General features: G+C 59.5%; 21 protein-coding genes. 14 read left to right on the forward strand and 7 right to left on the reverse strand.

The features are described 5' to 3' along the window. Nucleotides 1-174 precede the first annotated feature (174 nt). From ACQ4OB_RS25260 to ACQ4OB_RS25280, 5 genes are all read left to right on the forward strand, one after another. Entirely contained in the window at nt 175-1,272 is a 1,098-nt protein-coding gene (locus ACQ4OB_RS25260) for a polyamine ABC transporter substrate-binding protein (RefSeq protein ID WP_074871782.1), read from the forward strand. A 244-nt stretch (nt 1,273-1,516) separates the two neighbouring features. Beyond that, the gene (locus tag ACQ4OB_RS25265) at nt 1,517-2,614 is read left to right on the forward strand and encodes a polyamine ABC transporter substrate-binding protein (protein WP_074871779.1); all 1,098 of its coding nucleotides are present in this window, start codon (nt 1,517-1,519) and stop codon (nt 2,612-2,614) included. A 73-nt stretch (nt 2,615-2,687) separates the two neighbouring features. Then, nucleotides 2,688-3,830, forward strand: coding sequence for an ABC transporter ATP-binding protein (locus ACQ4OB_RS25270; protein WP_074871777.1), 1,143 nt, complete (start codon nt 2,688-2,690; stop codon nt 3,828-3,830). Next, nucleotides 3,827-4,747: an ABC transporter permease subunit gene (locus ACQ4OB_RS25275; RefSeq protein ID WP_074871776.1), complete on the forward strand. Its 921-nt coding sequence runs from the start codon at nt 3,827-3,829 to the stop codon at nt 4,745-4,747. Before ACQ4OB_RS25270 ends, ACQ4OB_RS25275 begins: the two co-directional genes overlap by 4 nt. After that, nucleotides 4,744-5,637 carry an ABC transporter permease subunit gene (locus ACQ4OB_RS25280; protein ID WP_074871774.1) on the forward strand — a complete coding sequence of 298 codons (894 nt, stop codon included), beginning with the start codon at nt 4,744-4,746 and terminating at the stop codon, nt 5,635-5,637. Before ACQ4OB_RS25275 ends, ACQ4OB_RS25280 begins: the two co-directional genes overlap by 4 nt. A 124-nt stretch (nt 5,638-5,761) precedes the next feature. Here the strand turns inward: ACQ4OB_RS25280 and ACQ4OB_RS25285 are convergent, their stop codons facing one another. Then, on the reverse strand, nt 5,762-6,403 hold the full coding sequence (locus ACQ4OB_RS25285) for an HD domain-containing protein (protein WP_074871772.1): 642 nt from the start codon (nt 6,401-6,403) through the stop codon (nt 5,762-5,764). A gap of 373 nt (nt 6,404-6,776) precedes the next feature. Here ACQ4OB_RS25285 and ACQ4OB_RS25290 point away from each other — a divergent pair, with 373 nt between their 5' ends. After that, entirely contained in the window at nt 6,777-7,742 is a 966-nt protein-coding gene (locus tag ACQ4OB_RS25290) for a GlxA family transcriptional regulator (protein WP_102616117.1), read from the forward strand. A gap of 122 nt (nt 7,743-7,864) precedes the next feature. Here ACQ4OB_RS25290 and ACQ4OB_RS25295 read toward each other — a convergent pair whose 3' ends face one another. Beyond that, nucleotides 7,865-10,276, reverse strand: coding sequence for a penicillin acylase family protein (locus ACQ4OB_RS25295; protein ID WP_430956679.1), 2,412 nt, complete (start codon nt 10,274-10,276; stop codon nt 7,865-7,867). Between the two features lie 78 nt (nt 10,277-10,354). After that, entirely contained in the window at nt 10,355-10,966 is a 612-nt protein-coding gene (locus tag ACQ4OB_RS25300) for a DUF6436 domain-containing protein (protein ID WP_430956680.1), read from the reverse strand. Between the two features lie 97 nt (nt 10,967-11,063). Here ACQ4OB_RS25300 and ACQ4OB_RS25305 point away from each other — a divergent pair, with 97 nt between their 5' ends. Further along, a complete protein-coding gene (locus tag ACQ4OB_RS25305; protein ID WP_430956681.1) occupies nt 11,064-12,011 on the forward strand; it encodes an alpha/beta hydrolase in 948 nt (315 codons plus the stop codon). 93 nt (nt 12,012-12,104) lie between these two features. On the opposite strand, the gene ACQ4OB_RS25310 is transcribed toward ACQ4OB_RS25305, so the two are convergent. Next, complete coding sequence (locus ACQ4OB_RS25310) at nt 12,105-12,836, reverse strand: DUF2059 domain-containing protein (protein ID WP_074871766.1); 732 nt, start codon at nt 12,834-12,836, stop codon at nt 12,105-12,107. 108 nt (nt 12,837-12,944) lie between these two features. Here ACQ4OB_RS25310 and ACQ4OB_RS25315 point away from each other — a divergent pair, with 108 nt between their 5' ends. Further along, nucleotides 12,945-13,577: a 2OG-Fe(II) oxygenase gene (locus ACQ4OB_RS25315; protein ID WP_430956682.1), complete on the forward strand. Its 633-nt coding sequence runs from the start codon at nt 12,945-12,947 to the stop codon at nt 13,575-13,577. A 2-nt stretch (nt 13,578-13,579) separates the two neighbouring features. Beyond that, a complete protein-coding gene (locus ACQ4OB_RS25320) occupies nt 13,580-14,065 on the forward strand; it encodes a DUF523 domain-containing protein (RefSeq protein ID WP_430956683.1) in 486 nt (161 codons plus the stop codon). Nucleotides 14,066-14,193: 128 nt separating this feature from the next. On the opposite strand, the gene ACQ4OB_RS25325 is transcribed toward ACQ4OB_RS25320, so the two are convergent. Continuing rightward, the gene (locus ACQ4OB_RS25325; protein WP_074871762.1) at nt 14,194-14,778 is read right to left on the reverse strand and encodes a transporter substrate-binding domain-containing protein; all 585 of its coding nucleotides are present in this window, start codon (nt 14,776-14,778) and stop codon (nt 14,194-14,196) included. Between the two features lie 135 nt (nt 14,779-14,913). Between ACQ4OB_RS25325 and ACQ4OB_RS25330 the strand changes: the two genes are divergently transcribed. Further along, complete coding sequence (locus ACQ4OB_RS25330) at nt 14,914-15,339, forward strand: DUF4399 domain-containing protein (RefSeq protein ID WP_008150497.1); 426 nt, start codon at nt 14,914-14,916, stop codon at nt 15,337-15,339. Between the two features lie 63 nt (nt 15,340-15,402). Here ACQ4OB_RS25330 and serA read toward each other — a convergent pair whose 3' ends face one another. Next, complete coding sequence (serA, locus tag ACQ4OB_RS25335) at nt 15,403-16,632, reverse strand: phosphoglycerate dehydrogenase (RefSeq protein WP_305447314.1); 1,230 nt, start codon at nt 16,630-16,632, stop codon at nt 15,403-15,405. A 204-nt stretch (nt 16,633-16,836) separates the two neighbouring features. On the opposite strand from serA, the gene ACQ4OB_RS25340 reads away from it, so the two are divergent. From ACQ4OB_RS25340 to ACQ4OB_RS25355, 4 genes are all read left to right on the forward strand, one after another. Further along, entirely contained in the window at nt 16,837-18,231 is a 1,395-nt protein-coding gene (locus ACQ4OB_RS25340; RefSeq protein ID WP_076029383.1) for an FAD-binding oxidoreductase, read from the forward strand. A gap of 36 nt (nt 18,232-18,267) precedes the next feature. Next, the gene (locus tag ACQ4OB_RS25345) at nt 18,268-18,933 is read left to right on the forward strand and encodes a fumarylacetoacetate hydrolase family protein (protein WP_074871756.1); all 666 of its coding nucleotides are present in this window, start codon (nt 18,268-18,270) and stop codon (nt 18,931-18,933) included. A 281-nt stretch (nt 18,934-19,214) separates the two neighbouring features. Further along, on the forward strand, nt 19,215-20,144 hold the full coding sequence (locus ACQ4OB_RS25350; protein ID WP_430956684.1) for an SdiA-regulated domain-containing protein: 930 nt from the start codon (nt 19,215-19,217) through the stop codon (nt 20,142-20,144). Between the two features lie 130 nt (nt 20,145-20,274). Continuing rightward, nucleotides 20,275-21,192 carry an SdiA-regulated domain-containing protein gene (locus tag ACQ4OB_RS25355; RefSeq protein ID WP_074871753.1) on the forward strand — a complete coding sequence of 306 codons (918 nt, stop codon included), beginning with the start codon at nt 20,275-20,277 and terminating at the stop codon, nt 21,190-21,192. 123 nt (nt 21,193-21,315) lie between these two features. Here ACQ4OB_RS25355 and rpiA read toward each other — a convergent pair whose 3' ends face one another. Then, nucleotides 21,316-21,990 carry a ribose-5-phosphate isomerase RpiA gene (gene rpiA / locus ACQ4OB_RS25360; RefSeq protein ID WP_074871751.1) on the reverse strand — a complete coding sequence of 225 codons (675 nt, stop codon included), beginning with the start codon at nt 21,988-21,990 and terminating at the stop codon, nt 21,316-21,318. Nucleotides 21,991-22,039 lie beyond the last annotated feature (49 nt).

Below are 22,039 nucleotides of genomic sequence, written 5' to 3' on the forward strand. Positions count from 1 at the left end.
GAAGTGTGCACTTCGCTCAGCGCAAACAAAGGATGGGTCTTTCCTTGAAAGCCTGCCTTGGATCTTGCCAGACTACCGGTTGTTTTAGTTGCCCAGGAAAAGGCCGCTGGCTCTTGGTTAACAAGAACGTGGTTAAAAAGAATAATTGGAGCATTACCCATGAAGGCATTAGGTATGAAGATAGCTGGCAAGACCCTCCTCGCCATGTCCCTGATGGGCATGATGGCGGGCGCAGTTCAGGCGGACGACAAGGTTCTTCGCGTGTACAACTGGTCCGATTACATCGCGCCGGACACCGTCAAGAAGTTCGAAGCCGAGTCGGGGATCAAGGTTGTTTACGACGTCTTCGACAGTAATGAAACCCTGGAAGCCAAGTTACTGGCAGGCAAGTCCGGCTACGACATCGTCGTACCGTCGAACAATTTCCTGGCCAAGCAGATCAAGGCCGGCGTTTACCAGAAGCTCGACAAGTCCAAGCTGCCTAACTGGAAGAACCTGAACACTGACCTGCTTAAAGCAGTATCGGTAAGCGACCCGGGCAACGAACACGCGTTCCCGTACATGTGGGGTTCGATCGGTATCGGCTTCAACGCCGAGAAGGTCAAGGCTGCACTGGGCGCCGATGCGCCAACCAACTCCTGGGACCTGCTGTTCAAACCTGAAAACGCTGCCAAGTTGAAATCGTGCGGTATCAGCTTCCTCGATTCGCCAACCGAGATGATTCCGGTGGCGTTGCACTACCTCGGTTACCCAACCGACAGCCAGGACAAAAAACAACTGGCCGAAGCCGAAGCGCTTTTCCTGAAGATTCGTCCGTCGGTGGGCTACTTCCACTCGTCCAAGTACATCTCCGACCTGGCCAACGGCAACATCTGCGTGGCCGTGGGTTACTCGGGCGACATCTACCAGGCCAAGGCTCGCGCGGCTGAAGCCGGTGACAAGGTGAAAGTCAGCTACAACATTCCGAAAGAAGGTGCAGGCAGCTTCTACGACATGGTCGCCATCCCTAAAGATGCCGAAAACGTCGAAGGCGCCTACAAGTTCATGACCTTCCTGCAGAAGCCGGAAATCATGGCTGAAATCACCAACGCCGTACGTTTCCCGAACGGTAACGCAGCCGCCACCGCATTGGTCGATAAAGAAATCACCGCCGACCCGGGCATCTACCCGCCAGAAGACGTGCTGGCCAAGCTGTACGCGATTGCCGACTTGCCGGCCGCGACGCAGCGGATCCTGACTCGCAGCTGGACCAAGATCAAATCCGGTAAGTAAGTAACAAACCCTGTAGCAGCTGTCGCAGGCTGCGTCCAACCGCGCAGCGGTTGCGCTCTCAAGAACTCGGGAAGGTCCTTCGGACCTTAACGCAGCCTTCGGCAGCTGTTACAGGGTTCTGCATAAAAGTTTTGCTGGAACGGTTTTTCGAGGGTAAGTTGCGCGCCGGTTTTGTTGCCAGGCAGCCATGGCTGTCATGTAACGCGGGGCAACTTGGGCCCAACTAATTTTAGAGGACCTCCACGTGCCTGTTTTTTCTTTGTTGCGCAATGCACTGCTGGTCGGCGCCGGACTGACACTTGCCGTGAGTGTCCAGGCCGCTGGCACTGTGCATATTTATAACTGGTCGGACTACATCGGTTCGACAACCCTGGCCGACTTCCAGAAAGAGACCGGCATCAAGCCGGTGTATGACGTCTTCGACTCCAACGAAACCCTGGAAGGCAAGTTGCTGGCCGGGCGTACCGGTTATGACGTGGTCGTACCGTCCAACCACTTCCTCGGCAAGCAGATCAAGGCGGGCGCTTTCCAGAAGCTCGACAAGTCCAAGCTGCCCAACTATGCCAACCTCGACCCGGTGCTGCTCAAGCGCCTGGAGCAAAACGATCCGGGTAACGTGTACGCCGTGCCGTACCTGTGGGGCACCAACGGCATCGGTTACAACGTCGACAAAGTGAAGGCTGTTTTGGGCCTCGACAAGATCGATTCCTGGGATGTGGTGTTCGAGCCGGAAAACATCAAGAAACTGCAAAGCTGCGGCGTGGCGTTTCTCGACTCCGCCGATGAAATGATGCCCACGGTCCTCAACTACATGGGCCTGAACGCCAACAGCACCAACCCCGAAGACTACAAAAAGGCCGAAGCCAAGTTGCTGGCGGTGCGGCCTTACGTGACCTATTTCCACTCGTCCAAATACATCGCGGACCTGGCCAACGGCGATATCTGCGTGGCGATCGGTTTTTCCGGCGACATGTTCCAGGCCAAGGCCCGCGCGGCTGAAGCCGGCAAAGGCATGAACATCGCCTACTCGATTCCGAAAGAGGGCGGCGCGCTCTGGTTCGACATGCTGGCGATCCCCAAGGATGCAGCCAACGTCAAGGAAGCCCACGCCTTTATCAATTATTTGCTGAAACCCGAGGTGATCGCCCAAGTCAGCGATTACGTGGGTTACGCCAACCCTAACCCAGGGTCGGACAAGCTGATGGACGAATCCATTCGCACCGACGAATCGGTTTATCCACCGCAAGCCGTCCTCGACAAGACTTACGTGTCTATCGAGTTGCCACCAAACATTCAACGTTTGATGACCCGCAGCTGGACCAAGGTCAAGTCGGGTAAATAGCGACAAGGCTCAAACTATCCAAGGTTGGCTCACCTTGAGCGAACTGCACTCTTTTTTTCTGGGAGTTTCGTAAATGGCAGTTGCCTCCGGCGCCTATAAGAAAGCCCTCGAGGGCGACCAATCACCTAAACAGGTGTTGGTCAAAATCGACCGGGTCACGAAGAAGTTCGACGAGACGATTGCCGTGGACGACGTGTCCCTGGAAATCAAGAAAGGCGAGATTTTCGCCCTGCTCGGCGGTTCGGGATCGGGCAAATCCACGTTGCTGCGCATGCTCGCAGGCTTCGAACGGCCCACGGAGGGGCGCATTTTCCTCGATGGCGTAGACATCACGGACATGCCGCCCTACGAGCGACCGATCAACATGATGTTCCAGTCCTACGCGTTGTTCCCGCACATGACCGTGGCGCAGAACATCGCATTTGGCCTCAAACAGGACAAAATCCCCGCCGCTGAAGTCGATGCCCGTGTCGCGGACATGCTCAAGCTGGTTCAGATGACGCAGTACGCCAAGCGCAAGCCGCATCAGTTGTCCGGTGGCCAGCGTCAGCGTGTGGCCCTGGCGCGTTCCCTGGCCAAGCGGCCGAAGCTGTTGCTGCTCGACGAACCGATGGGGGCTCTGGACAAGAAGCTGCGTTCGCAAATGCAGCTGGAGCTGGTCGAGATCATCGAGCGGGTCGGCGTAACCTGCGTCATGGTGACCCACGACCAGGAAGAGGCCATGACCATGGCCGAGCGTATCGCGATCATGCACCTGGGCTGGATCGCCCAGATCGGCAGCCCGATCGACATCTACGAAACCCCGACCAGCCGCCTGGTCTGCGAATTCATCGGCAACGTCAACATCTTCGAAGGTGAAGTGATCGACGACGCCGAAGGCCATGCGATCATCACCTGCAAGGACCTGGACCGGCAGATTTACGTGGGCCACGGTATCAGCACGTCGGTGCAGGACAAATCCGTGACCTACGCGATCCGTCCGGAAAAACTGCTGGTGACGCCGACCATGCCGACCTGCGAATACAACTGGTCCAGCGGCAAGGTGCACGACATCGCCTACCTCGGCGGCCACTCGGTGTTCTACGTCGAACTGCCGAGCGGCAAGATCGTCCAGTCTTTCGTCGCCAACGCCGAGCGCCGCGGCCAGCGCCCAACCTGGGGTGACCAGGTTTATGTGTACTGGGAAGACGACAGCGGCGTGGTACTTCGCTCATGAACATGCGCAAATTCAAACGCCGCCTCAATCGAATAATTCCCGGTGGCCGCCAGTTGGTCATCGGGGTTCCGTTCATCTGGCTGTTCCTGTTCTTCATGTTGCCGTTCTTCATCGTCCTGAAGATCAGCTTCGCCGAAGCCGACGTGGCCATTCCGCCGTACACCGAGATCTACAGCTACCTCGACCAAAAGGTGCAGTTGCTGCTTAACCTGAGCAACTACGCGATGCTGGCCGGCGATGATTTGTACATCGCCGCCTACCTCGGCTCATTGAAGATGGCGCTGATCAGCACTGTCCTCTGTTTGCTGATCGGCTACCCGATGGCCTACGCCATCGCCAGTGCCCGCAAAGAGATGCAAACGGTACTCGTGCTGCTGATCATGATGCCGACCTGGACCGCGATCCTGATCCGCGTTTACGCGTGGATGGGCATCCTCAGCAACAACGGTCTGCTCAATGGTTTCCTGATGACCATGGGCTGGATCGACGAACCGCTGCAGATCCTCAACACCAACCTCGCGGTGTACATCGGCGTGGTTTATTCGTACCTGCCGTTCATGATCCTCCCGCTCTACGCCAACCTGGTGAAGCACGACAACAGCCTGCTGGAAGCCGCCTCCGACCTGGGTTCAAGCACGTTCAACAGCTTCTGGAAGATCACCATTCCGCTGTCCAAGAACGGCATCGTCGCCGGCTGCATGCTGGTGTTCATTCCGGTGGTGGGCGAGTTCGTGATCCCGGAACTGCTCGGCGGTCCGGAAACCCTGATGATCGGCAAGGTGCTCTGGCAAGAGTTCTTCAACAACCGTGACTGGCCGGTGGCGTCTGCCCTGGCGGTGGTGATGCTGGCGATCCTGATTGTGCCGATCATCCTGTTCAACCGCAGTCAGGCCAAGGAAATGGAGGGTAAAGAATGAAGCGCTTCCGTTTCTCAAGTTTCATGCTGGTGGCGGGTTTGCTGTTCATCTACGCGCCGATGCTGATCCTGGTGATCTACTCGTTCAACGCCTCGAAACTGGTGACGGTGTGGGGCGGCTGGTCGATCAAGTGGTACGTCGGCTTGATGGACAACACCCAACTGATGGGCTCGGTGGTGCGCTCGCTGGAAATCGCCTGCTACACGGCGATTGCAGCGGTGGCACTGGGGACGCTGGCGGCATTCGTACTCACCCGTATCACCCACTTCAAAGGCCGCACGCTGTTCGGTGGCCTGGTTACTGCGCCGCTGGTGATGCCGGAAGTGATCACCGGTCTGTCGCTGTTGCTGCTGTTCGTGGCAATGGCGCAGATGATCGGTTGGCCACAGGAACGCGGCATCCTCACCATCTGGATCGCCCACACCACGTTCTGTGCGGCGTATGTGGCGGTGGTGGTCTCGGCGCGCTTGCGTGAGCTGGACCTGTCCATCGAAGAAGCGGCCATGGACCTTGGGGCGCGGCCGTGGAAGGTGTTCTTCCTGATCACCATTCCGATGATCGCGCCATCGTTGGGGGCTGGCGGCATGATGTCGTTCGCCTTGTCCCTGGATGACCTGGTGTTGGCGAGCTTCGTGTCCGGGCCGGGTTCCACGACCCTGCCGATGGAAGTGTTCTCGGCGGTGCGTCTGGGCGTGAAACCCGAGATCAATGCGGTGGCCAGTCTGATTCTGCTGGCGGTATCGCTGATGACGTTCCTGGTCTGGTTCTTCAGCCGCCGTGCCGAAGAAAGTCGCAAGCGTGCGATCCAGCAGGCGATCGAAGAAAGCGCTGCCGATTCCTGGAAACAACCGGACGTGCGTCGCGCCCCGCAGGCGCCGGAAGCGGCTTGAGCCTCACCTGATCGTTCCCACGCTCTGCGTGGGAATGCCTCAACGGACGCTCCGCGTTCGGCTTTGGAGGGGACGCGGAGCGTCCCGGTCTGCATTCCCACGCGGAGCGTGGGAACGATCAAGATCAGGAAACCCAAGGGGACTTGCGGATGATCTCGACGAAGTTCATCGGTTTGAAGCCCTGCTCGCTATCCACCAGCACATCCGCGTTCACGGTGCCAAACGTGGTATCCGGCTTGTGTTTGAAGCCATTGGCAAACGCACACAGGATGCATTCCTTGAACCCTTCGCCACGCGGGTGGGCATGCACCACTGCTTCGCGTTGCGCGCTGGGGAATGCTGCGTAATCGATGCCCAGCACATCCATTTCAACACCCGCGGTGACCAGCGCCACATTAGGTCGCAGGTGTTGCGGCACGCCCGGTGTGGTGTGCAGGGCAATCGACAACCAGACCTGCTCGATATCGTCATCGGACAAACCGTAAGGCTTGAGGAACGCTTTGGCGGCATTGGCGCTATCGACTTCGAAGCGTTCGTTGTCGCTGCGATGACCCTCCACCAGACCCAAGTCATGGAACATCGCGCCGACGTACAGCAGTTCGGGGTTGTAGGTCAGTTGCTTGCGTTCACCGCTCAAGGCGCCGAACAGAAACACCCGGCGCGAGTGGTGATACAGCAAGTCTGATTCGACGTCGCGAATGTATTCCGTGGTGGCTTTGGCCAACGCACTGTCGGGGATTTTGATACCGGCGATGGTGCTGCTCATCGTGCTGTCCTCATGGGGAGCGCCGTGGCGGCGCTGATGGGTTCAGTCTGTCCGCGCCCCCGAAACCGGACAATCGATCCAAGGCTGCGATCCCGGCCAATGAGCATGCATATCGCGCCAACCTCGCGTGTTGGGCGAGGATTGGCTAAGTTTGAATCAGGATACACGCACCCCCTGTAGCAGCTGCCGAGCTTGCGAGGCTGCGTCCGGCTGCGCAGCAGTCGTAAACCCTGCGCACGCGATTCACCTGAAAGACCGCAGTGCCTGATTTCACGACTGCTGCGCAGCCGGACGCAGCCTCGCAGGCTCGGCAGCTGCTACAGGTCGTGTGATGGCTGACTTTCATTTCAATACCTGGAAGGCGATTCCTGCCATGAGTAAAACCGTTGCCATCGTGGTCTTTGCCGGCGTTCAGTCCCTGGACGTCACCGGTCCCATGGATGTGTTTTGCGAAGCCAATCGTTTCCTTGAACCCCCCGATCACTATCGACTGGAGGTGATCGGCGTCGAGCGCGGGATGATGGCGTGTTCCAACGGTTTGTCACTCAATGCCCATCGGCATTTCAGCGAAGCGCTGGAGGCGTATGACTTGCTGCTGGTGGCCGGTGGGCCGCAGTTGCCGTTCATGGATTTTGGTGCGGCGTTCGATACCTGGCTGCGCGACGCCTGCGCTCAGGCGCAACGCTTTGGCTCGATCTGCAACGGCGCGTTCATGCTCGCCCGGGCCGGGTTGCTGGAAAGGCGAACGGTCACCACCCACTGGGGTGACGCCGCGGCGCTCGCGCAGTTGTGCCCGTCGACTCAGGTCGAGGCGGATCGCCTTTACGTGCAGGACGGCGAGCTCTACACCTCGGCGGGTGTCACGGCGGGGATTGATTTGTCGCTGTACTTGCTGGCCAGGGATCACGGGCCGGAAGTCGCGCTGAATGTGGCAAAGCGACTGGTGGTGTTCACTCAGCGCTCGGGTGGGCAGTCACAGTTCAGCCCATTCCTCACGCCACACGCCGAGCCCACTTCGGCCGTGGCGTTGGTGCAGCTCTATGTATTGGCCAACCTGACGGGCGACCTGGCGATTGCCGACCTGGCCAACGCCGCCAACATGAGCGCCCGCAACTTTTCCCGGGTGTTTGCCAAAGAGGCGAAAGTCACCCCGGCAGAATTCGTCGAACGGGCCAGGGTGGATGCGGCGCGGGTGTTGCTTGAAAGCACCCACTCGCCGCTGAAGACCGTGGCTTACCAGTGCGGATTTCGCGATGCCCAGCACATGCGCAGTGTGTTCAATCGCAGGCTGGGCGTGACGCCACAGCAGTTCAGGCTGAATTTTGCGGCGATGGTTTGAACGCTGATCTATCGTTCCCATGCTCTGCGTGGGAATGCCTCCACGGACGCTCCGCGTTCGGCTCTGTAAGGGACGCAGAGCGTCCCGGGCTGCATTCCCACGCAGAGCGTGGGAACGATCAACTACTGAGCTGAACGCGCCGGCAACAGCTTCAACGTACTGCGGGTATTGGCCGTAACTTCTTCGTCGTTGAGATACGCCTGGTAGTAGGTCCCTTCGATATACGCCTCGGCCTGATCGTCATAGTGGCTGTCGAACGGTACGCCACTCTGGCCGACCGGGTTGACGGTCAGGCTGTGGGTCGGGTCGGCGAAGTCGATCAGGCGCCGGGTCGAGGGGCCGTAAGTCACTGGCCATGGCGCGGGGCCGATTTTGGCCGAGAGGTTGTTCGGTACTTCATGGGTGCCGGGTGCCGCGAAGGGGCCGACATTGAAAATCCGCTCCAGCGGCTTTTGCTGTCCCAGCGGATGGCCATGGGTCAGCGTGTGCGCCTTGCCCCACTGCCATTGCGCGAAATCGCGGCCGAGGGAGGCCTTGAGATGAGCAATGCTCGCCTGCCACGCAACCTTGACCGTATCGGCGCGGGTTTCCTTGTCGGGGGTGTTGCGGTTGTCCCACCACGGCGAATCGGCAGTCGCGGCCAGGCGAGGCAGTGCGGAATCAATCACCCGGGTCGACAGCAAAGTCTCGAAGAAGTCATTGCCCAGCTCATCATGCATCGTCGCGTCAGCCAGGTTGAACAGGAACTGGTTGAACAGCGTGGCGCTGGTGGAATCGAGCGGGTAGTCACCTTGCCATTGGGCCAGTTGCTCAACCATTTTGAGTTCGGCGGGGTCGCTCACCACTTCTCGCAGTACGGGCAACAACGGCGCCAGCAAGCGCGGACCGTAAGCGGTGGTGGTGCCCAGTTGCAGCTTCTGGCTGGCGTCCAGATCCCACTTGATGTTTTTGTCTCCGAGCTGGCGATTGAGCTGCTGGCCACGATCGGCCAGGTTGTAGTAACCGGGAATCTCCATGCCGGTCGGCGACACCGGCTGGAAGTTGGCCGAGACGATGTAACCGCGTGCCGGGTTCTCTTCCTGCGGGTTGGCGCTGAACGGGTAGAAACCTTCCTTGTCCGCGTCGGCGGTGCTGCCATCGAGTATGAATCCCGGACGCACACCCGCCGGACGTTTCGGCAATTGCGCTGCTGCCCACCAGCCGATGTCGCCCTTGGCGTTGGCCCAGACGATGTTCAGGCCCGGCGCCTGGATCTTTGCAGCGGCACTGCGCGCCTTGGCCAGGGTGTCGGCGCGGTTGAGCTGATAGAAGCCCTCAAGGATCGGATTCTGGCTTTCGAGAAAACCCCACCACATGGCGATCGGCGTTTTGCCGACGCTGCTGCCCAGCGCATCGTTGACGATCGGGCCGTGGGGCGACTGGCGCAGCACCAATGTCACTGGTGCCTGGCCCTTGACCGCGATCTGCTGTTCGCTGGTCACCATGTCCACCCACTTGCCGCGATACCAGACCTGATTGGAGTTGTCCGGGTTGATCTTCTCGGCAATCAGATCGAGGTCGTCGTTCTGGAACATGGTGATGCTCCAGCCGAAGTCGCGGTTCATCCCGAGAGAGGCGAATGGCATCAATGCCTGATAGTGGCCGTAGAGCTCGAAACCCGGTGCCGAGAGCTGCGCTTCATACCACACCGACGGCGCGGAAAAACGGATATGCGGGTCGCCGGCCAACAGCGGCTTGCCGCTTTTGGTCCGACTGCCGGAGACCGCCCAGGCGTTGCTGCCCTCGAACTGCGGCAAGCCGTTGTCGGCCAGCGCCTGTTCGCTGAGACGGGCGAGGGCGTTGAGGTCTTTCCAGTCGGTACTGGCGAGGGGCGGCAGGGCAGCGCGGCGGTTTTTCGTCAGTACACCCTTGGGCTGCCAGTCGAGATCGAAGACGTTCAGGTAGTTGGCGCCCAACTGATCGCGCACGTAGGTCAGCAACGGTTCGGTGCGAAACGCCGCAGCAAAACTGTAGGCCATGTAACCGGCGATGCTGATGGTGTCCTGGGCGGTGAAAGGACGTTTGGGAATGCCCAGTACATCAAATTCCGCAGGTTTTGAATGGCCGTCCTGATATTGGTTGATGCCATCCAGATAGGCTTGCATGGCGATAAAGGCCGGCGACTGTTTGTCCATGTTCGCCAGGTAGGTGTCGGCGCGTTCGCGAATGCGCAGGCTGCGCATCAGCTTGTCGGTGTCGAGCAGTTTCGGGCCCAGTACCTCGGCCAGCTCGCCGCGGGCGAGGCGGCGCAGGACTTCCATCTGGAACAGCCGATCCTGGGCGTGCACGTAGCCGAGGGCGCGGTACAGGTCGGTTTCGTTATCGGCGCGGATGTGCGGGATGCCGCGCTCGTCGTAGCGCACGGTGACTGAACCTTGCAGGTGTTGCAGCTCCACCATGCCTTGGCGTGTCGGCTGCTTGCTGAAAACGTACCAGCCTGCACCTGCGGCGAGCGCGGCAACCAGCAGGGCGAGGACGGTCAGGCTGCGTTTCATGGTGATTCCTTGTTGTTATGTGTGGCAGCAGTTCCTGGCGCCACTGTTTAACACGGCTTGCCGACCTGGCCATCGCACTTAGGAGGGATTCGCGTCTCCTGTCAGCGTTTGCTTCTGTGTGTCGACTGGCCACGGGCAATAACAACCCACGGCCAGTGTGTGCGTGGCATTCACCGCGCGGCCTTCGTTCAACGCTTGCAGAATCGGTTCGATAAAGCTGTTGCTGGAATTGCAGGTCAGGCCTTCGCTGTACGGGCCGAAATACGCCAGTTTGCCGTTGCGACCCCAGATCGCCACGGCCGGGCTTGCGGGGATCTGTTCGGAACCCGGCAGGACCGCGATGCTTTTCAGGCTGCTTAAGGTGTTCGGCAACTGGCCGTGGCTGCCAGGCTTTTGTACCGCATAAAACTCCACGCCTTGCGGTACATAATGCTCAACCAGTTCGCTGAGGTGTTGTTGGTTACCGACGTTGCACGGACAGGCCGGGTCCCAGAAATGCACGAGGCGGATGGCGCCGGGGCCGGCGAGGTTATCGGGCAGGCGCAGCGGGTCGCCGGAGAACACCGCGGTGTGCTCGCTGAACGCTCGCAGGTAGCGTCCCTCAAACCAGTCGTAGGCAGCCCACAGCACGCCGGCACACACGAGGGCGAGCAGGCTGGCAAGCAATGTGGCGCGGTAGGGCGAGCGCATGGATTTCAGTCCTCGAAGGTGCGCTAGCTTGCCATGCTTGCCCCAACAGATGAATATCGCAGGCCCATAAAGTCCGTTTCGCGTTCTGGAATTGCTCATGTCTGCCACTTTCGACCCCGATCACCTGCGTGCCAGCCTGCGGCCGCTGGCCGACTGGCAGCCGCTGTCGGTAGAAGCGCTGGCTTACCAGCGTTTCTACGGGCTGGATTTTGCGGGGCGCAACGTGCGCAGTGGCCTTGGGCGTTTCGCGATCGATGGTTATGAAGTGGTCAGCCAGGTCTGGTGGCCCGAGCGGGCGAAGGCGACGCTGTTTTTGTTCCACGGTTATTACGATCACACCGGGCTTTACCGGCATGTGATCGAGTGGGCGCTGGAGCAGGATTTTGCGGTGATTGCCTGCGACCTGCCGGGACACGGGCTGTCCAGTGGCGAACGGGCCAGCATCAAGGATTTCACCGAGTATCAGGACACGCTGCAAGGGTTGTTCACCGAGGCGCAATCCCTCGATCTGCCGCAGCCGTGGCACCTGTGCGGGCAAAGCACGGGCGGCGCGATCGTGATCGATCATGTGCTCAATCAGGGGGCCAGCAGTCCGGCCCAGGGCCAGGTCATCTTGCTGTCACCGTTGGTAAGGCCGCGGGCCTGGGGCTGGTCGCAGCTCAGTTATTACCTGCTCAAACCTTTCGTCAAAGCCATCGCCCGGCGCTTCAGCGAGAACTCCAACGACCCGGATTTTTTGCCCTTCCTGCAAGCGGACCCATTGCAGCCGCTTCGTTTACCGACCGCCTGGGTCGGTGCGCTGGCGCGCTGGATCAAGCGCATCGAAGCCGCACCGTACAGCATGCGGCGACCGCTGATTGTGCAGGGGCAGGCGGACATGACCGTGGATTGGGAGCATAACCTTGAAGTGTTGCGGGGCAAGTTCGATCGGCCGCAAGTGCTGATGTTGCCTGAGGCACGGCATCACCTGGCGAATGAAACGCTGGCGTTGCGGCGCGAGTATTTCGGGTTTTTGACCAAGCGGATCAAGGGCAGGAATCTTTAGCGTCTGTGCTGGCCTCATCGCGAGCAAGCCCGCTCCCACATGTGAACAACTCGCTCACTGTGGGAGCGAGCCTGCTCGCGATAACGATAAACATTACTGCCCAACCGCCAACCCCGCGCGAATCGCCGCCAAGGCTGCCTGGTAATAAGCCTTGCCCTCGGCGGACTCGGCGAAGGTCGCGAATTCTTCCAGTTCTTCATCCGACAGGTCGCGATAGACATACAACAGCGTGTTGTTCAGGTCGTTGCCGATCTGCTCCATCAAGCGCTGACGCTGACCATTCAACATGCCTTGAGCCTGACCGCCGCCGAGCAGGCCGGGGATCATCGAACTGAGGCTGTCGGCCGCGACGCCGGCGATCGCCAGGCTGACTTCCGCGCCGGCTTCGCGAGCGGGCAAGGCCTGGGCCAGATGGCCGATGATCAGCATGCGGGTGTCGCTGGCCTGGATCTTGGGCAAGCCCTTGGCGTTTTTTGCCAACTGATCGCGACGGGTCGCAAGCAATTCGGCGGCCACGATTTTCTTGCCCAAGGGTGACTGAAAGAATGTCAGCGCAGGTTTCGGATCGGCGAGGGCCTTGCGCAATTGCGCTTCGGCGCGCTGGTCCACGGCCTGGGGGGCAAAGCGCTGATTGCTGTTATTCACCAGCGCCTGGAACACTGCCGGCGGCAGGCTGTTCTGGTACCGCTGCTGAGCGGCCGAGAGAGCGTCGTTGAAATGCGCGCGTTGTTCTGGCCAACCGGCGACCTTGTACAGCTGGTCGTGGCCGTCTGCCCAAGCGGGCAATACACAGAACATTAACAGTGAAAAAAGCAAACGGCGCATAGGGACTCCTGTCAGCAGGCGACTATTCTCCGTGTGGCATTCGTCCTTGTCGAGAATTCGTATCAACCCGCTGCGCGGCTCTGTCGGATTTTCAGGCACAGGAATACTATGCGCGGCATGCGAATACCCTCTGATCACCCGCTGCTGTTACGTATCGTCGACGACCTGGCCGAGCACGGCTGGTCGCAGCAGAATATTTTCCTTCCTCTGGGTCTGACCCGGGAACTGGCGGCTGAGTGCCGTAAACGTGCTGCCGAGGGCGAATTGGCCCCGGCCGCCGTAGGGCGCGGGGCGACATCCGAAGTTCGCGAGGGGATTCGCGGCGACCATATCCAGTGGATCGAGCGCGGCCAGGCGTTGGCGTGTGACAGTTATCTGGATTTGATGGACAGCCTGCGCGAGGCGATGAATCGCGGTTTGTTTCTGGGCCTGGAAGATTTCGAAAGCCATTTCGCGCTGTACCCGCCCGGCGCGTTCTACCTCAAGCATGTCGACCGTTTCCGCGACGACGACCGGCGCATGGTGTCGGCGGTGGTCTATCTCAACGACGCCTGGCTGCCCGAGCACGGCGGCCAGTTGCGCATGTACCTCGATGAAAGCCTCGAACATGATGTGGTGCCCGCCGGTGGTTGCCTGGTGGTGTTCCTGTCGGGTGAAGTGCCCCATGAAGTCCTGCCCGCGACCCGCGATCGCCTGTCGTTGACCGGCTGGTTCCGGCGCCGTGGCAACGAGCCGTTCTGATCATGCAAAAAATTCTGGTAAGCCGCTGTCTGCTGGGCTACCGCGTACGTTACGACGGCGGTGCGAGTGGGCCGTTCGATCAGCTTCAGCAGTGGCTTGATGAAGGTCGAGTGGTGCCATTGTGTCCGGAGGTGGCCGGTGGCTTGCCGACGCCAAGGGCCGCCGCGGAAATTCCGGGCGGGCAGGGTGGTGAAGTGCTGGATGGCCACGCCTCAGTGATCACCACCGAGGGCGAGGACGTCAGCGCCGAGTTTCTCTCGGGGGCTTTTCAGGCGTTGGAACTGGTGCAAAAGCACGGCATCCGCATTGCCGTGCTCAAGGCCAACAGCCCGTCTTGCGGGAATCTGTTGACCTACGACGGGACGTTCAGTGGGGTGAAGGTGAGTGGCGAGGGCGTGACTGCCGCATTGCTCAAGCGCAATGGGGTTCAGGTCTTCAGCGAAATCGAGTTGCTACAAGCGGCGCAGGCCCTGGCAACACTCGACTGAGAACCTACACAAAACCACTGTGGGAGTGAGCCTGCTCGCGAAGGCGATATGTCTGGCAGCCTAATGTCGACTGATACACCGCTTTCGCGAGCAGGCTCGCTCCCACAGGGTTACTCATCAGCCTGAAATCAGGGTTTCGGCGCCACGCTCGCATCCGCTCCCAACCACTTCTGTTCCAGTGCCTCCAGTCGCCCATCCGCCTTGATCCGCTGCAGGGCGTTCTCCAGGCTGGCATGAAACGCCGGGTTGCCCTTCTGAAACGGAATCGCCAGGTTAACCGGCGATGTGTCTTTTGGTTTCTCTTGCGTCAGCGACTGCACCAGCAAAATCGAACGTGGCTCTTCCTTCTGCGCGATCAATTGCGGGTTGGTCTGAACGTAAGGCTCGCTGAAATCGAAACGATCCTTGAGGTCCGGGGTCACTGCTATGTGGTTGATGGCGATGTCGTATTTACCGCTTTCGACACCGGCCAGCAGATCGTTGGAATCGGTAATGACGAAGTCGGCCCGCACATCCAGCTCATTGGCCAGCATTTGCCCCAACTCGACTTCAAAACCCGAGAGTTGGCCGTCTTCCTTGAAATTGAAGGGCGGTGTATTAGCCTCAATGGCAATACGCAATTCGCCGCGGTCGTTTACATCGTCAATCAGTTCGGCATGAACCAAAGGGCTCAGAAGGGGTAGCAGGCAGATCAGGCCAGGCAAAAAGCGCATGGTCACTCCTTTGAATTCATTATTGCGATGCTCTGATACAGGCTCGCTTTGCTATGGTTGTCGAGTGCCTTCGACAACGATTGGCCGTGAAGTTGTCATGGCCACACGGATTTTACGAAAAAACTGGAGAAGAAAATGAAAACCTTTATGTCACGTGCAGCATTGGCTGGCCTGTTGATGGGGGCTTCGATGCTGGCAACGGCGGCTACACCGGCTCCAAAAGGTGCAGAAGTATCCATCGTTTCTCCTGCGGATGGCGCCACGGTTCCGCAGACCGTCGTCGTCAAGTTCGCTGTCGAGAACATTGCGCTGGCGCCAGCGGGCGATGTCACCAAGAACACCGGCCATCACCATTTGCTGATCGACGTCGACAAACTGCCAGCTGCTGGCGCCCCGATTCCGAATGATGCCAACCATTTGCACTTCGGCAAGGCGCAGACCCAGGCCGAAATCAAGCTGACACCGGGCAAGCACACCTTGCAGCTGGAACTGGGCGATAGCGGCCACATGCCGTTCGATCCGCCGATCGTCTCGGAAAAAATCACCGTCAACGTTAAGTAACGTTAGTCGCGCCCATGAAAAAGGAGACCCGAAGGTCTCCTTTTTTTGTCGCTCAAGTCACTATCAGAACAACACGCGGCAACGAATGGTGCCGTTGATGTGCTGCAGCTTCTCTTGCGCCATTTCCGAGTATTCGGCGTCGACATCGATCACGACGTAGCCGACTTTCTCGTTGGTCTGCAGGAACTGACCGGAAATGTTGATGCCGTTTTCGGCGAAGACCTTGTTGATCTCGCTCATCACACCCGGAATGTTTTCGTGGATGTGCAGCAGACGGTGCTTGCCAGGGTGAGCCGGCAGGGCCACTTCCGGGAAGTTCACCGACGATACCGAGGTACCGTTGTCGCTGTACTTGACCAGTTTTTCCGCCACTTCCAGACCGATGTTGGCTTGCGCCTCAGCGGTGGAACCGCCGATGTGCGGGGTCAGGATCACGTTGTCCAGGCCACGCAGCGGGCTTTCGAACTCTTCTTCGTTGGAGCGTGGCTCCACCGGGAAGACGTCGATGGCCGCGCCGATCAGGTGCTTGTCCTTGATCGCGTCCGCCAGGGCATCCAGTTCGACCACAGTGCCGCGAGCAGCGTTGATCAGAATGCCGCCCTTCTTGATGGCGCGGATTTCCTTCTCGCCGATCATCCACTGTGTAGCTGCGGTTTCCGGAACGTGCAGGGTGACGATGTCGGACATGCCCAGCAGCTCGTGCAGGTTGCCGACCTGGGTGGCGTTACCCAGTGGCAGCTTGGTCACGGTGTCGTAGAAGTACACCTGCATGCCCAGGCCTTCAGCCAGAACCGACAGTTGGGTGCCGATCGAGCCGTAACCGACGATGCCGAGCTTCTTGCCACGGATCTCGAAGGAGTTGGCAGCGCTCTTGATCCAGCCGCCACGGTGGCAGGAAGCGTTCTTCTCAGGGATGCCGCGCAGCAACAGGATCGCTTCGGCCAGCACCAGCTCGGCAACGGAGCGAGTGTTGGAGTACGGAGCGTTGAACACGGCGATGCCGCGTTCGCGGGCAGCGTTAAGGTCGACCTGGTTGGTGCCGATGCAGAAACAGCCGACAGCGACCAGTTTCTTCGCGTGATCGAAGATCTCTTCGGTCAGTTGAGTGCGCGAGCGAATGCCGATGAAGTGCGCATCAGCGATCTTTTCCTTCAGCTGGGCTTCCGGCAGAGAACCTGTGAGGTACTCGATGCTGGTGTAGCCCGCCGACTTGAGGACGTCGACAGCCGATTGGTGGACGCCTTCGAGAAGAAGGAACTTGATCTTGCTCTTATCGAGAGAAGTCTTGCTCATCTGCGTAAACCTGTATCCCGGAGAAAAATGGCAGGAAATAGCCAGCAGACGCTGACCCGAACGGCAAGAATGCCGTTACCGCAGAATAGCCGTTGGGCACTACCCTGCGGGGTCGGTATGCTAGCATACGCACCCCGCTAAACACTCATTCCTGCGACGTGAAGCGTTCTCAGGATGACCATGAATTGTTCGAGAGTTCTGTCGATGACCAATCCTGCCCTGATTGAAGAGCTGAAGACCCTGGTTGAGCCTGGCAAGGTGCTGACCGATGCCGACTCCCTGAATGCTTACGGTAAGGATTGGACCAAGCATTTCGCCCCGGCCCCGACCGCCATCGTGTTTCCCAAGACCACCGAGCAGGTCCAGGCCATCGTCCGTTGGGCCAATGAGCACAAGGTTGCGCTGGTGCCGTCCGGCGGTCGTACCGGGCTGTCCGCCGCTGCCGTGGCTGCCAACGGCGAAGTCGTCGTGTCCTTCGACTACATGAACCAGATTCTCGACGTCAACCTGACTGACCGCACTGCGGTCTGCCAGCCGGGCGTGGTCACCGAACACCTGCAGAACGTCGCCGAAGAAAAAGGCCTGTACTACCCGGTGGATTTCGCTTCGGCAGGTTCCAGCCAGATTGGCGGCAATATCGGCACCAATGCCGGCGGGATCAAGGTCATTCGCTACGGCATGACCCGCAACTGGGTCGCTGGCATGAAAGTGGTCACCGGCAAGGGCGATCTGCTGGAACTGAACAAAGACCTGATCAAGAACGCCACCGGTTACGACCTGCGCCAGCTGTTCATTGGCGCTGAAGGCACCCTCGGTTTTGTGGTCGAAGCCACCATGCGTCTGGACCGCGCGCCGAAAAACCTCACCGCGATGGTCCTCGGTACTACCGATTTCGACTCGATCATGCCGGTGCTGCACGCGTTCCAGAGCAAGCTCGACCTGACCGCCTTCGAATTCTTCTCCGATAAAGCCTTGGCCAAGGTCATGGGCCGGGGCGACGTACCCGCGCCCTTCGAAACAGATTGCCCGTTCTACGCGCTGCTGGAATTCGAAGCGACCACCGAAGAAGTGGCCAACCACGCCCTGGAAACCTTCGAGCACTGCGTTGAGCAGGGCTGGGTGCTGGACGGCGTGATGAGCCAGAGCGAAACCCAGCTGCAGAACCTCTGGAAGCTGCGCGAATACATCTCCGAAACCATTTCCCACTGGACGCCGTATAAGAACGACATTTCGGTCACTGTGTCGAAAGTCCCGGCGTTCCTGAAGGAAATCGACGCGATCGTCGGCGAACACTACCCGGATTTCGAAATCGTCTGGTTCGGCCACATCGGTGACGGCAACCTGCACCTGAACATCCTCAAGCCGGAAAACCTGAGCAAGGACGAGTTCTTCGCCAAGTGCGCGACCGTCAACAAGTGGGTGTTCGAAACCGTCGAGAAGTACAACGGCTCGATTTCCGCCGAGCACGGCGTGGGCATGACCAAGCGTGATTACTTGACCTACAGCCGCTCGCCGGTTGAGATCGAGTACATGAAAGCGGTCAAAGCGGTGTTCGATCCGAACGGCATCATGAACCCGGGCAAGATTTTCGCTGTTTGACTTCTGAATTTAAAAGCTACGAAACAGGGGGCGGTAATGAGCTATCAGCACCAGTATGTCGACGGCACGCGTATTCACTTTCCGTTGGGGAAAGTGGTGTGCATCGGCCGTAACTACGCCGAACACGCCAAGGAACTGGACAACCCGGTGCCTACAGAACCGCTGTTGTTCATCAAGCCGGGCAGTTGCGTCGTGCCGCTGGAAGGTGGTTTCAGCATTCCGACCGAACGTGGTTCGGTGCATTACGAAGCGGAAATCGCGGTGTTGATCGGCAAGCCTTTGTCGACCAAACCGAGCCGTGAAGAAGTGCTGGATGCTATTTCTGGCTTCGCCCCGGCCCTGGACCTGACCCTGCGCGACAAGCAGGCCGAGCTGAAAGCCAAGGGCCTGCCGTGGGAAATCGCCAAGTCCTTCGACGGTGCGGCGGTGATTGCGCCATTCGTCTCGGGCAGCACGTTCGCTGACCTGACCGACATCGGCATCCGCCTGACCATCAACGGCGAAGTGCGCCAGGATGGCAACAGCAGCGCGATGCTCAACCCGATCGTGCCGATGATCCAGCACATGGCCGGTTGCTTCTCGCTGCAGGCCGGTGACGTGATCCTGACGGGTACGCCGGTTGGCGTCGGTCCGCTGAATGTCGGTGACGAACTGGTGCTGGAATTGCCAGGCGTCAGCCGCTTCACCAGCAGCGTCCGCTAGTCAGATCACCGCTGACCCCTGTGATGATCGTTCCCACGCTCTGCGTGGGAATGCCGCCATGGACGCTCCGCGTCCCGCTTCGAATGTGACGCGGAGCGTCACGGGATGCATTCCCACGCGGAGCGTGGGAACGATCATCAGGCTGGGGTGCCCGCAAAGGGCTTTACCGCCATTTCCCGTTTTTTTCACATCCCGTCCGGATAATTCCAGGACTTGCGGCGTCTGAGCCGGTCCCACTTGTGCTATTACCCTTAGCCTGAATTTCTGGAACGCATCCCTCGATGGTCACCCAACCCCTGCCCAAGCTTAAAACTGTCCGCCGTTCGCGCTTTGTCATGCGTTGGTATTCCTGGCTTTTGCTGGTGGCCGCTGCCGCCTATGGCCTCGCGTTCGCGATGCATTGGGATGACCGAGGCGTGCTCTGGCTGCTGGAGCGTTTCGAAAGCCCCGCCGAACGCCAGGAAAGCATCTGGCTACCGGATTATCGGGCAGTGATCGATGCCAAGGTGCTGCCGGGCATGGAGAAGGACGAGGCGTCGGACCTGGCTTACGACCCTCAGTCAAAAACCCTGTTTTCGGTCATGGGCAATAAACCGTTCCTGGTCGAGCTGACGTTGCAAGGCGACGTGCTGCGCAAGATGCCGCTGGTGGGTTGGAGCAATCCGGAGGGGGTCACCTCCATGGGCAACGGTCTGCTGGCCATCGTCGATGAGCGCGACCACATGCTCTCCATCGTCAAGGTCGATGCCGATACCCGCGAGCTGAACATCGCCAACTTCCCGAAATACGACCTCGGTCCTTCGAAAGACCAGAACAAGGCGTTCGAAGCCATTGCCTGGGATTCGCGCAATCAGCAAATGTGGCTGGGTGTAGAACGTCCCCCGGCGTTGTTCACCTGGAAAAGCAACGACGGCCAGACACTCACCGGTGACAAGCAAAAACTCGCCAGTGACGAACTGGACATCCGCAACCTCTCGGCCCTGGCCATCGACCCGCGCACGGGCCATATTCTGGTGCTGTCTGCTGACTCGCACTTGTTGCTGGAGCTGGACGAGAAGGGCGAGCAGGTCAGCTTCATGACCTTGCTGAGCGGCTTCAATGGTTTGAACAAGACCATCCCTCGCGCCGAAGGCGTGACCATGGATGAAGCGGGCACGTTGTATCTGGTGAGCGAACCAAACCTGTTCTACCGCTTCGAAAAGCACAAATAAGCCCGCCGTGAGGGTGGCGCGCGGCCGTCCGTTGGGGTACACCTGCGGGACCGCGGCCACTGGCCATTAAGCTTCAATTCAGACTGGCGTGGTATTTCATCCACCCGTTTTGATTCCGAGCTTTGCCCGAATGCGCCGACTTGCCCGCCCCAAACCCCTGATTCTGATTGTGTCGGTCATTGCGCTGATCGCTTTGGTTGCGGCCGGCCAGTACCTGCGCCTGTTCGAGCGCGCCTGGTTCAACCTGAACACCCTTTGGCAGCCCATGAACGGTCAGTCCATCGCTCTGGATCAGTACCAGGTAGCGGTCGAGGCGCGAGTCATTGTCGGGCTGGATGACGATGTGTCGGCGTTGACCTTCGATCCTGTGCGCAAAAGCCTGTTCACCGTCACCAACAAAAACTCAGAGCTGATCGAGCTGTCGCTGGACGGTCAGATTATTCGACGCATTGCGTTGGTCGGGTTTGGCGATCCGGAAGCCGTGGAATTCATCAGTGCCGACACCTACGTGATCACTGACGAGCGCGAGCAGCGGCTGATCAAGATTCATCTGGAAAACGACACAACGTTCCTCGACGCGGCGGATGCCGAGCAGATGACCCTTGGTGTACACATGAGCGGCAACAAGGGCTTCGAAGGCCTGGCTTACGACTCGGTGGGCAAGCGGTTGTTTGTCGCCAAGGAACGCGACCCGATGTTGATCTACGAAGTGCAGGGCTTTCCCCATTACAACCCGGAAAAATCCTACGCAGTGCACGTAGTGAACAACCCCAAGCGCGATGCCGGGATGTTCGTGACGGACCTGTCGAGCCTGCAATACGACGAGCGCAGCGGCCATCTGTTGGCGTTGTCGGATGAATCGCGGCTGATTCTGGAGCTTGATGTAGACGGGCGACCGCTGAGCACCATGTCGCTGAGCAAGGGGCGTCAGGGGTTGCAGAAGACAGTGCCGCAAGCGGAAGGGATCGCCATGGATGACGACGGCACGATGTACCTGGTGAGCGAGCCGAACCTGTTCTACGTCTTCAAAAAACCGGCACAACCCTGACCAACACCCCAAATCTACTGTGGGAGCGAGCCTGCTCGCGATGAGGCCGTGTCAGTCGATGGAGATGTTGACTGAAAGACCGCTATCGCGAGCAGGCTCACTCCCACAGGTTTTGCGTATGTTTTATTTTGCGCGCAGGGTCTTCACGCCTTCGCTGGTGCCCAGCAGCAGCAAATCCGCCGGACGTGCGGCGAACAAACCGTTGGTGACCACGCCGACGATGGCGTTGATCTGCTTCTCCAGCTCCACCGGGTTGGTGATCTGCATGTTGAACACATCGAGGATGATGTTGCCGTTGTCGGTCAGCACGCCTTCGCGGTAAACCGGGTCGCCGCCCAGCTTCACCAGCTCGCGGGCCACGTGGCTGCGGGCCATCGGGATGACTTCTACCGGCAGCGGGAACGCACCGAGCACCGGCACCAGTTTGCTGGCGTCGGCGATGCAGATGAAGGTCTTGGCCACAGCCGCCACAATCTTCTCGCGGGTCAGGGCTGCGCCGCCGCCCTTGATCAGGTTCAGGTGCTCGTCGCTTTCGTCGGCGCCGTCGACGTAGAACTCCAGGTCGCTGACCGTGTTCAGCTCATACACTGGAATGCCGTGGCCCTTGAGGCGGGCGGCGGTGGCTTCGGAACTGGCGACCGCGCCGTCGAACGCGCCTTTGTGCTTGGCCAGTGCGTCGATGAAGCAGTTGGCGGTGGAGCCGGTGCCGACCCCGACGATGCTCTTGTCGTCGAGTTTCGGGAGGATGAAGTCGACGGCGGCCTGAGCCACTGCCTGTTTGAGTTGATCCTGGGTCATGCGGGCTCCGAAGTGCCGAAGAGGGAACGAAAGGCCGGCATTATAGGCT

The sequence above is a fragment of the Pseudomonas sp. ES4 genome, from assembly GCF_050586665.1.
GTDB classification, from domain to species: Bacteria; Pseudomonadota; Gammaproteobacteria; order Pseudomonadales; family Pseudomonadaceae; genus Aquipseudomonas; species Aquipseudomonas frederiksbergensis.

What these genes read in the sequence shown, in the direction of transcription:
- ACQ4OB_RS25260 (WP_074871782.1), top strand. Translation starts at nt 175, where the DNA reads ATGAAGATAGCTGGCAAGACCCTCCTCGCCATGTCCCTGATGGGCATG.
- ACQ4OB_RS25270 (WP_074871777.1), top strand. Translation starts at nt 2,688, where the DNA reads ATGGCAGTTGCCTCCGGCGCCTATAAGAAAGCCCTCGAGGGCGACCAA.
- ACQ4OB_RS25275 (WP_074871776.1), top strand. Translation starts at nt 3,827, where the DNA reads ATGAACATGCGCAAATTCAAACGCCGCCTCAATCGAATAATTCCCGGT.
- ACQ4OB_RS25280 (WP_074871774.1), top strand. Translation starts at nt 4,744, where the DNA reads ATGAAGCGCTTCCGTTTCTCAAGTTTCATGCTGGTGGCGGGTTTGCTG.
- ACQ4OB_RS25285 (WP_074871772.1), bottom strand. Translation starts at nt 6,403, where the DNA reads ATGAGCAGCACCATCGCCGGTATCAAAATCCCCGACAGTGCGTTGGCC.
- ACQ4OB_RS25290 (WP_102616117.1), top strand. Translation starts at nt 6,777, where the DNA reads ATGAGTAAAACCGTTGCCATCGTGGTCTTTGCCGGCGTTCAGTCCCTG.
- ACQ4OB_RS25295 (WP_430956679.1), bottom strand. Translation starts at nt 10,276, where the DNA reads ATGAAACGCAGCCTGACCGTCCTCGCCCTGCTGGTTGCCGCGCTCGCC.
- ACQ4OB_RS25300 (WP_430956680.1), bottom strand. Translation starts at nt 10,966, where the DNA reads ATGCGCTCGCCCTACCGCGCCACATTGCTTGCCAGCCTGCTCGCCCTC.
- ACQ4OB_RS25305 (WP_430956681.1), top strand. Translation starts at nt 11,064, where the DNA reads ATGTCTGCCACTTTCGACCCCGATCACCTGCGTGCCAGCCTGCGGCCG.
- ACQ4OB_RS25310 (WP_074871766.1), bottom strand. Translation starts at nt 12,836, where the DNA reads ATGCGCCGTTTGCTTTTTTCACTGTTAATGTTCTGTGTATTGCCCGCT.
- ACQ4OB_RS25315 (WP_430956682.1), top strand. Translation starts at nt 12,945, where the DNA reads ATGCGCGGCATGCGAATACCCTCTGATCACCCGCTGCTGTTACGTATC.
- ACQ4OB_RS25320 (WP_430956683.1), top strand. Translation starts at nt 13,580, where the DNA reads ATGCAAAAAATTCTGGTAAGCCGCTGTCTGCTGGGCTACCGCGTACGT.
- ACQ4OB_RS25325 (WP_074871762.1), bottom strand. Translation starts at nt 14,778, where the DNA reads ATGCGCTTTTTGCCTGGCCTGATCTGCCTGCTACCCCTTCTGAGCCCT.
- ACQ4OB_RS25330 (WP_008150497.1), top strand. Translation starts at nt 14,914, where the DNA reads ATGAAAACCTTTATGTCACGTGCAGCATTGGCTGGCCTGTTGATGGGG.
- serA (WP_305447314.1), bottom strand. Translation starts at nt 16,632, where the DNA reads ATGAGCAAGACTTCTCTCGATAAGAGCAAGATCAAGTTCCTTCTTCTC.
- ACQ4OB_RS25340 (WP_076029383.1), top strand. Translation starts at nt 16,837, where the DNA reads ATGACCAATCCTGCCCTGATTGAAGAGCTGAAGACCCTGGTTGAGCCT.
- ACQ4OB_RS25345 (WP_074871756.1), top strand. Translation starts at nt 18,268, where the DNA reads ATGAGCTATCAGCACCAGTATGTCGACGGCACGCGTATTCACTTTCCG.
- ACQ4OB_RS25350 (WP_430956684.1), top strand. Translation starts at nt 19,215, where the DNA reads ATGGTCACCCAACCCCTGCCCAAGCTTAAAACTGTCCGCCGTTCGCGC.
- ACQ4OB_RS25355 (WP_074871753.1), top strand. Translation starts at nt 20,275, where the DNA reads ATGCGCCGACTTGCCCGCCCCAAACCCCTGATTCTGATTGTGTCGGTC.
- rpiA (WP_074871751.1), bottom strand. Translation starts at nt 21,990, where the DNA reads ATGACCCAGGATCAACTCAAACAGGCAGTGGCTCAGGCCGCCGTCGAC.